Here is an 8,847-nt window from a genome sequence, read left to right as displayed (position 1 = left end):
CAATGGGTTTCAGACGTTTTACTTTTTAATTTTTAGCAACTAACTGTCAAACTCCTGGATATAATGAAAAAGTATTTTTGATTGAAATTGGGGGAATTAAAGATGAGAAAATTAAAAATGAAGAAACTAATGTCGCTGCTTTTAGCGCTAACCATGGTTTTTGCGTTGGCAGCTTGCGGCAGTAGGGAAACTAATAAAACTCAGGACGAAAGTGATTTGAATTACGTTAAAGGTAAAGGCAAGCTGATCATTGGCTACACCAATTATGAGCCTATGAATTATACAGATGAAAATGGCGTTTTTACCGGTTTTGACACAGAGCTGGCAATGTTGACGTGTGAGAAGCTGGGGCTTGAACCTGAATTTGTTGAAATCAACTGGGATACTAAAGAAGTGGAACTGAATGCAAAGTCTATCGACTGTATTTGGAATGGATTGACAATTGATGACGAACGTAAGGCCAAAATGGAGATTACCAAGCCTTATGTTAAGAATGCTCAGGTGGTTTTGGTGAAGGAAGGCACTGAGTATCTCGGAACGGAATCCTTAATAGGAAAGACCGTTGTGGCTGAGCAGGGTTCGGCCGGTGAAAAAACCATCAAGGCTGATGATAATTTGAAGCAGGCAAACTTTGTTCCTAAGACATTGCAGACAGATTGCCTGATGGAATTGAAATCCGGTACTGCTGATGCAGCTGTGTTGGACTTAACTTTGGCAAAAACAATGACCGGTGAAGGTACTAGCTATAATGATATTGTTATTGTTGATTACTTGGCTGAAGAGGATTATGGAGTGGCCTTCCGTAAAGGTTCCGATATTTGCGCAGAAGTGAATAAGATTTTCGATGAATTTCTTGAAGACGGTACAATGGCAGCATTGGCTGAAAAGTATGGATTGGAACTTGCAAAATAAGTTTTTGATACATAACAAATTGAGCTAAGGGCAGAGGGATAATCCTCTGTCCTAGCGTTTGTATATTGGGGTAAAAAGTATGAATGAGATTTTGGTAATTTTTGGTCGTTAATCTGAGAGCTTTTTGCTCAATTGTAAGCTTTTTATATTAACACTTTTGTTTGCACTGCCTTTAGGGATGGTGATTGCTTTTGGTTCAATGAGCCGTTTTCGTCCTCTTCGCTGGGTGGTGCGGACTTTTGTCTGGATAATCCGTGGAACGCCGCTGATGCTGCAGCTTATAATTATTTTCTTTGGGCCGGGCCTTTTGAATATGCCTTTTTCCTGGCCAAGCGGTGAATCGGGACGTTTTGTTGCTGCAACCGTTGCTTTTATTATCAACTATGCTTGTTATTTTTCTGAGATTTATCGAGGCGGTATTGAGAGTATACCGGTGGGACAATATGAAGCGGGCCAGGTTTTGGGCATGAAAAAAGGACAGATTTTCTTTCATGTAACACTGCTGCAAGTAATAAAGCGTATTGTTCCTCCGATTGGTAATGAGGTGATTACCTTAGTAAAGGATACGTCTCTTGCCCGTATTATTGCAAATAAAGAAATTATTATGATGGCTGGTGAATACACCAATAAAGGACTTATCTGGCCTCTCTTTGCTACAGGTATATATTTCCTTGTTTTTGGCGGAGTGTTAACCGTACTCCTTGATTGGGTAGAGAAGAAACTTAGTTATTTCCGTGTTTGAAAGAAGGGGTTTTGTTGGCTTTTTTAGAAGTAAAAGGTATTGAGAAAAGTTTCGGAACCGTTCAGGTTCTGAGAAAGATTGATTTTTCATTGGAAAAAGGAGAGGTAATCTCCATTATAGGTTCATCCGGCAGCGGAAAGACCACATTGCTCAGGTGCCTTAATTTCCTGGAGCGGCCTGATAAAGGAAGCATCATTGTAAATAATGAGGTAATTTTTGACGCAATGGACCCTGCTACTCAACGGGAAAGTGAAGTAAGAAAAAAACGTCTTCATTTTGGACTGGTTTTTCAAAATTTTAACCTGTTTCCTCAATATACAGTTTTAAAAAATGTTACATTGGCGGCAGAACTTTTAGCCAAAGAACGCCCTGACTTCAAACAGAATAAAAAAGCTATTTTGAAGGAGATTCAGGACCGAGGAAAAATCCTTCTTTCCCAGGTCGGTCTATCGGATAAGCTGGACTGCTATCCCCATATGATATCCGGCGGACAGCAGCAGCGTGTAGCTATTGCCAGGGCTTTAGCACTAGAGCCGGACATTTTGTGTTTTGATGAGCCTACCTCTGCCTTAGACCCTGAGCTTACCGGGGAAGTTTTGAAGGTTATTAGGAATTTGGCGGATCGTAATACGACGATGATTATTGTAACTCATGAGATGGATTTTGCCCGGGATGTTGCAGACCGTGTTATCTTTATGGATGGCGGCGTGATTGTTGAACAGGGCTCTCCTCAGGAAGTATTTGGAAATCCTAAGGAAGATAGGACTAAGCAGTTTTTAGCAAGATACAAGAACTTATAATGGGGACGGTTCGAAACCACTTAAAAACTTTAAATAAAAATATAAATGGTTTATCAAAGAGTGGGTGCTCAATAAACCAGTATAAGCATTTGCACATTTTTGATTTCGATTGACGACATTTTGCCATAAAAACTGACCCCCAACGGATTAACTTTTGGGGGCCAGTTTAATTATGGAATGTGCGTATTATTCGGTATAACTGCCGGATGTGTCTATGCGAATTGTGTTGGCAGTACCGTCCCAGATCACACCAAAGTCGAATGCCTTACCAATATCACGGAGCTTGAAGTAGTTATATCCGTTAATTGTATAGGCTGTCAATTCAACCGCTTTGCCATTAATATAAACGGTTGCAGATGAAGGGTATGCAGTGGCGTTGTTTTTGCTACCGGTTGCCATTTCGCCGCCAGATACTGTGTAGGATTTATCCGGTATTAGATTTATTGCTTTGTTAACACTGTCCCACGTTACTTCAAACTGTTTGCCGGTGCCGTTTAATACGTAAGCCAAATCACGAAGCTTGAAGTAGTTGTTGCCATTAATGGAATAAGCGTCAAAAGCTACGGGAGAGCCGTTAACAAGAACGGTTGAAGATGTAGGTGTTGCTGTGAATGGGATGGAGGTTTTAAAAATGACTCCAAATTTATCGTCTTTTTTGACAATAGCAACTCCATCAGAAAAGTCGGTGGCTGCTTGATAAACAGGCTCAATAACAATGTTTCCGCGATTATCCATGTAACCCCATTTACCGCCTTCAACTGTTCTGACCCTGACAAGACCTTCACTGAAATTCCACAAATTATTATATTTAAATGGAATTACAGTTTTTCCTGTAGCATCTAATGTGCCCCATTCTCCATTGATGGAATTGGTAACAAATCCTTCGCGGAATGTATTGCATAAATCGAACTTGAAATCAATAACCACATTTCCGGTGTAGTCAACATATCCCCATTTTCCCTCATCGTTACGTATGCAGATAAATCCTTCACTTGAACGACTGATATCGGGATAAATTATCGGAACAACGACATTACCGTCTTTATCGATGGCGCCCCATTTATCGTCTTTGCAGACAACTGCAATGCCTTCATTAAAATCATCCACATAATCATAAATAGGCGAGACAACTTCTTTGCCGTTTGTATCTATAAAACCATATTTACCCCCGCTGTAGGAGCGAGCCCAATAATACGGACCGCCAATACCCCAATCTCCGCCGACACCGACAGCAAGCAATCCTTCAGAATAGCTGGATAATCTTGCATAGTCATATTTAAAGTCAAATGCTAAATTGCCGGTTTTATCAATAACCAGAAAATCGGGAGTTCCGAAGTCACCGGTTGTTACTACTGCAAGGCCGCTACTAAAATAAAATTCTTCGTACATTCCACCGCCGAATGCCGGAGGGATGACAGCTTCGCCTGCCGTATCAACAAAACCCAGTTTTCCGTCTTTTATAACGGCAGCAAGACCTTCGCTGAAATTACATACTTTGTCATAAATAATTGGAACAATGACCTTACCGGTTTTGTCAATAAATCCCCATTTTCCTTCAACATAGCCTCCGTCGGGGTTCCAGAAACCATCTGTTGAAACGGCCGCAAAACCCTCACAAAAATCTTCTGCATAATCGTATGTAAAGTCAATAACAACCTTACCGGTTTGATCCATAAATCCATATTTGTCATTTTTAACTACTTTGGACATTCCTTCAGAAAAGGCATATACCTTGTCATAGTAGGTGAGATTTTCGATTTTAGGCTCAGCTGCAAGCATCGTAATACTGTTTAGTGACAGCACCAATACAAACACTAATAGAGTACTTAATAATTGCTTTTTCATTTTTACACTTCCTTCGTAGATTAATAAAAACTTTTACTTCAATGCAGCTGCAAATTAGTGCAAAATAAAATACTCACCTTTCTTTAGACTAAAAGGGTGAGTATTATTGTATTGCAACTGGCTGGCATGGCATAATGCTTTAGCCCCTTTAGCTTTGCGTCGCCATCTTTTGATGGGTTTGCCTTTAATGTGTTGTTCTCAGATATTGAATTGTGTGTCGTAAATTTTCTTTTGTTTTCATACTCCTTTCATATAAGATGATAATCTTTCCTTATATAGCTTTATCGGATTCTTAGTTGAAATTCCACAGTCTAGAATGATAAATAATTTGTGAGGTTACTGAAAAACAGCTATTGAGTAATACCTGAGAAACCCTTGCAAGCGAAAGTGAAGTTGTAATTCTGTAAGGAGTTGGCATAAGAACTTTTGGTATTTTTATAAAAACCATATTGGCATATTTTCTATTTTATACTATAATGTTTATTGCTAGTTATGCATGTATGCGAAAAATGTTATTATATGCATAAAAATGGTGAATTTGCAAAGCTTGTAGATGACAGGGGGGATCGCTGTGAGGTTCTTCAAAAAAACAGAGGGCGCAATATCAATTTTTTTGTGTATTGTTTTATTAATAATGATTGCCATTCCCGCTATATTAGTTGAAGGAACACGAATGAAGTCGGCACAAACGCAAATTGAAAGTGCGTTGGATATATCGGCCAAATCCGCTCTTGCCAACTATAATTATTTATTGAAGGAGCTATATGGACTTATGGCTCTATCCAGTGATGATCCTGACATTCTGATGGAAGAGATAGTATATTACCTTGAGAGAAATCTGATGGTTGATGGTATTGAAGAGTATAAGACAAAAGCTGAGTCAACTCTTGACGAAATAAACAAATCGGAAACCGTCGGAAGCATAAAGAAGTTTTTGGGAGTGGACAAGAAAGCGGAGAAACCTTTGGATTTGTATGATTATAAAATTGAGAATGTAAAGGTTCAGCCCATATATAATCTGTCGGAGACTGAGGTTTTAAGGGCTCAGATACTGGAATACATGAAGTACAGAGGGCCCAAGGAATTGTCCGAGGGACTTATGGATAAATTTCTTGCCTTAAAGGATTTTAAAAAGCAGGCGGATATTTTAAAGGAAAAGCTTGATGTGGACAAAAACTTGACAGAGATTAAGGAAAATGAGGTTAAAGCATCAAATAATGTTGTAACGGTCAATAAATTTGGTACGGATATTAATATACCCAATCAGCTGGAAATAGCTGCAGGATATGTATTGGAAAGAGTTAAGATTGAAAAGGCGATAAAAGACATGGAGGATGAGATAGAAAAGATCAAGGACGAGTTGGAAGAGATTGAAGATAAAATAGATGAATATAAGGATGAAATCAAAAAGCTTAAGAAAAAGATAGAGGATAAGAAGAAAGAAGCGAAAAAGGATGGTTCTGCTGACGTGGATGTATCAGCGGAGGAAGCCGAAATAACGGAGCTTGAGGGTTTAATTAAAGAGCTTGAGGATTCGACAGGTGATTTAAAAAAGTCTATAGATGAGCTTAAAGATAAAATAAAGACAAAGAAAAAGGAGCTGGATACGAAAAAGTCACAAATACAGCAAATTAATAAGGTGTTGACGGAGTATATAGACAAGCCAGTAGCTGCTGTAAAAGATGCCAAGAGCGCACTTGAGACTGTGATGAAAAAGTCTAAAGATACAGTAACTAAAATTGATGAAATAAATAAGAAGCTTGAAGGGGAAACGAATGAATTTTCAAACTCCACAAGGCTTGACCTCGGCAGCAAAAAGGAAAAGATATCAACGGAGGATTTGACGCCTAAAATTGCCGAACTTGAGCATAACCTTGCAGTATTAAGCGAAATAAAGAGTTTTATTATGGATGCGAAAATAGATGAGCTTGGTTTGGGTGATTTTGGGGATATAGTTCCGGATATTGATGTAGTACGTGCAAGGCTTAATAGTGATAAGGTAAAGGCAAAAATAGCGGAGTATAAAGGAAAAATCAACGACAACCCTATTGACTATTATGCAGACAAAGGGATAATATCAGATAAGCCCAAGGAGGGTGAAAAGGATCCGAGGGACGCTATAGGAGAATTTACGAAAAGGGCGGTCCTGGGGATGAGAAGCCCGTAAAGGAAAGCAAGAAAAAGATGCCTGAAGATGTTCCGTCAAACAAGGGGTATAAGCCGACGGAATTGGAAGAAATAAAAAATGATATGGAGCATGTAAAAAATATTCTTGGAATTATAGCTTCGGGAGGAAAGGCTGAAGGGACTTTAGCAGGAAAAGAACTTGAAGCAGTGGATTTGGGGAAGGCATCGTTTTCAAAGGATAATACTGATTTTTCAAAGAATGGCTTGAATTTTCTTTCACAAATATCAGAAATATTTGCAGATGGTGTCTATAACTTAAGAGATGAAATATATATAAATGAGTACATAATGGGAAGCTTCGCAAATTACACTACGGATATGGAGAAAGATTTGGATTTAAGAGGAAATTTAATGAAGGAAAGGCCGGTTTTCTTCGATGCAAACCATGCAGATGTAGAGTATATTTTATGGGGATTTGATGAGGAAAAGGAAAACATAAACGCGGTAAAGGGCCAGATTACTCTTTTGAGATTTGCGTTGAATGTTATTGCCATATATACTGATCCTACGAAGTTTAATACTGCGTTAGAAGTTGCTACTGTTGTAGCTGGATGGACCGGCGGTGTAGGTATTCCCATTATACATGCGCTAATCATGATGGCTTGGGCAATGGCGGAGTCTTTATTTGATGTGTATTTGCTGTTGAAAGGTGATAGTGTACCGATATTTAAGACGAGAAATACTTGGATAACGGATATTGATGGGCTTTCTAAAACAATTACAAATGAAATTATCGATGAGGCAAAAGAGAATGCTAAATTCGCTTCTGAGAAAGTGATTGACTATGTGGAGAACAAAGCTGGGGATTTTCTAGGGAAAGCGACTACAACTATAGCAGATTACATTGATTCAAAAGTGGATTTGCTGGTAGATAAGGCATTTACTAGTATTGAAAATCCTTTTAGAGAAAAAACATATTCTGCAGAGGATATTTTTGATGATTTAGAGTCAAGTTTGAATATTAAAGTTGAAGGAGAAGTAGGAGAGATAATGAATCAGATTAGTAGTCAAATTAAGACTTTGCTTCTTGCCCAAATGGAGACTGTTGAAAAAAGTACTGTAGGTAGTTATGTGCCGGATATTATTCGGGGAGTAGATTATACGGATTTTCTTGAAGTATACAAAGATAGAAATCTTAAAGAAGCTATAGCGGAACTCACTACAGAGCTTGCAGATGGTAAGGAATTACTCGGTTATAATATGGATGAGACTAGTAAAAAAGTTAATAGTTTAATTTTTAATACTATTCAGGAAGCAAAAAAGAAAGTAAAAAATAATATAAAAAGTGGAATTGAAGGCTACAAAGAGAATTTAATTAATAAGTTCAAGGAAACATTTAAAAAAGCTGCTGACAAAGGAAAAGAGGAAGTAAATAAATTTATTGATTCTATCGGCAATACAAATGATTCCGAGGTAATGAAAACAAACCTTAAGGGGTCTTTTCTCTCCATGAAATATGTTGATTACCTTAGGTTATTTTTACTCTTCACAAACAAGGATGTGAAAATGAAAAGAATAGCTGATTTGATACAGGTAAATATGAGGAATGCTTCTGGAAATAAATCTTTTAAAATATCAGAATGCAGTACATATATGCGTATTGAGTCTTCAGTTTCAATAAAATATTTATTTGCTACGAAACCTTTTATGCCAAAGGAGTTTAGGACTGAAGATGGAAAACGAATAAAGTTTGATGTTATCCTATATAAAGGATATTAAGAAAAAATATATTTTTTTTAAAGAAGGGATGTTGGAAATGTTTAAATCAAAATCAATACTAATATCAGTAATTATATTCGCAGTATTATTATCAGCTTGTGAAGGGAGAAAAAATAATCAAGTGTCTAACACACCGAAAGAAAATCCTACACAGAGTGTGAATAATGTTGGAGATAGAAAAGAAGAGACTAATGCGGAAAAATTCTTGGAGTATGCTATAAAGGCTGCTGACTTAAGAAATTTTACTGAAACAGGTGATTATGCAGGGATTATGATTACATTACGTGATTTATATAAAAAAGATATTGTGAATCCTTTTACAGGAGGAACTTCATTAACTATAATGAATAGGACTAGGGATATGATGGAAGACCAGCATTTATCTAGGACTAGATTATTTAGTGTTGACTGTGTAGTAATAGATGATTATATGACTGACCTTGCAGAAATAGATACAAACGAGGTAGTTTATTGTGTAAATCCAGAAAGTAAAGGTATGGTATTTGCATTTTGGTTTAAAGATGGTATATATATATATGAAATAGATGAAAATGGTGAAAAAATAAATGAAATTAAACATTTCTTTAAAAAGGAAGAATAAAACTTTCATATGGTAAAGCAAACAAAGGCATAGGAGGGAAA

The 8,847-nt window shown here is 37.3% G+C and carries 7 protein-coding genes and 1 riboswitch; of the genes, 6 read left to right on the top strand and 1 reads right to left on the bottom strand.

Going from position 1 to position 8,847, the window contains the following annotated elements; genetic code table 11:
• The first annotated feature begins 102 nt into the window (after window positions 1–102).
• The 3 genes from PLH43_RS12035 to PLH43_RS12025 all read left to right on the top strand — a co-directional run bounded on the left by PLH43_RS12035 (window position 103) and on the right by PLH43_RS12025 (window position 2,454).
• Window positions 103–912, top strand: a complete 810-nt coding sequence (locus PLH43_RS12035) for an amino acid ABC transporter substrate-binding protein (protein ID WP_324363435.1) — start codon at window positions 103–105, stop codon at window positions 910–912.
• Window positions 913–1,036: 124 nt separating this feature from the next.
• Entirely contained in the window at window positions 1,037–1,654 is a 618-nt protein-coding gene (locus PLH43_RS12030; protein WP_324363432.1) for an amino acid ABC transporter permease, read from the top strand.
• Window positions 1,655–1,668: 14 nt separating this feature from the next.
• Window positions 1,669–2,454, top strand: coding sequence for an amino acid ABC transporter ATP-binding protein (locus PLH43_RS12025; RefSeq protein WP_324363429.1), 786 nt, complete (start codon window positions 1,669–1,671; stop codon window positions 2,452–2,454).
• A gap of 186 nt (window positions 2,455–2,640) precedes the next feature.
• On the opposite strand, the gene PLH43_RS12020 is transcribed toward PLH43_RS12025, so the two are convergent.
• Window positions 2,641–4,299, bottom strand: a complete 1,659-nt coding sequence (locus PLH43_RS12020) for a WG repeat-containing protein (RefSeq protein ID WP_324363427.1) — start codon at window positions 4,297–4,299, stop codon at window positions 2,641–2,643.
• Between the two features lie 109 nt (window positions 4,300–4,408).
• Window positions 4,409–4,492: riboswitch (cyclic di-GMP riboswitch) on the bottom strand.
• A 378-nt stretch (window positions 4,493–4,870) separates the two neighbouring features.
• On the opposite strand from PLH43_RS12020, the gene PLH43_RS12015 reads away from it, so the two are divergent.
• From PLH43_RS12015 to PLH43_RS12005, 3 genes are read left to right on the top strand one after another with little or no spacing between them, the layout of a single operon-like run.
• Window positions 4,871–6,466 carry a hypothetical protein gene (locus PLH43_RS12015; protein ID WP_324363425.1) on the top strand — a complete coding sequence of 532 codons (1,596 nt, stop codon included), beginning with the start codon at window positions 4,871–4,873 and terminating at the stop codon, window positions 6,464–6,466.
• A gap of 17 nt (window positions 6,467–6,483) precedes the next feature.
• Window positions 6,484–8,205: a DUF5702 domain-containing protein gene (locus PLH43_RS12010; protein ID WP_324363423.1), complete on the top strand. Its 1,722-nt coding sequence runs from the start codon at window positions 6,484–6,486 to the stop codon at window positions 8,203–8,205.
• A 37-nt stretch (window positions 8,206–8,242) separates the two neighbouring features.
• Window positions 8,243–8,806 (top strand): hypothetical protein, encoded by a 564-nt coding sequence (locus PLH43_RS12005; RefSeq protein ID WP_324363421.1) that lies wholly within the window; start codon window positions 8,243–8,245, stop codon window positions 8,804–8,806.
• Window positions 8,807–8,847: the final 41 nt, after the last annotated feature.

The organism is Acetivibrio sp. (assembly GCF_035371925.1).
Taxonomy (GTDB): Bacteria; Bacillota; Clostridia; order Acetivibrionales; family Acetivibrionaceae; genus Hungateiclostridium.
The sequence above is the reverse complement of the archived record's forward strand: the minus strand, read 5'-3'. Positions and strand labels throughout refer to the sequence as shown.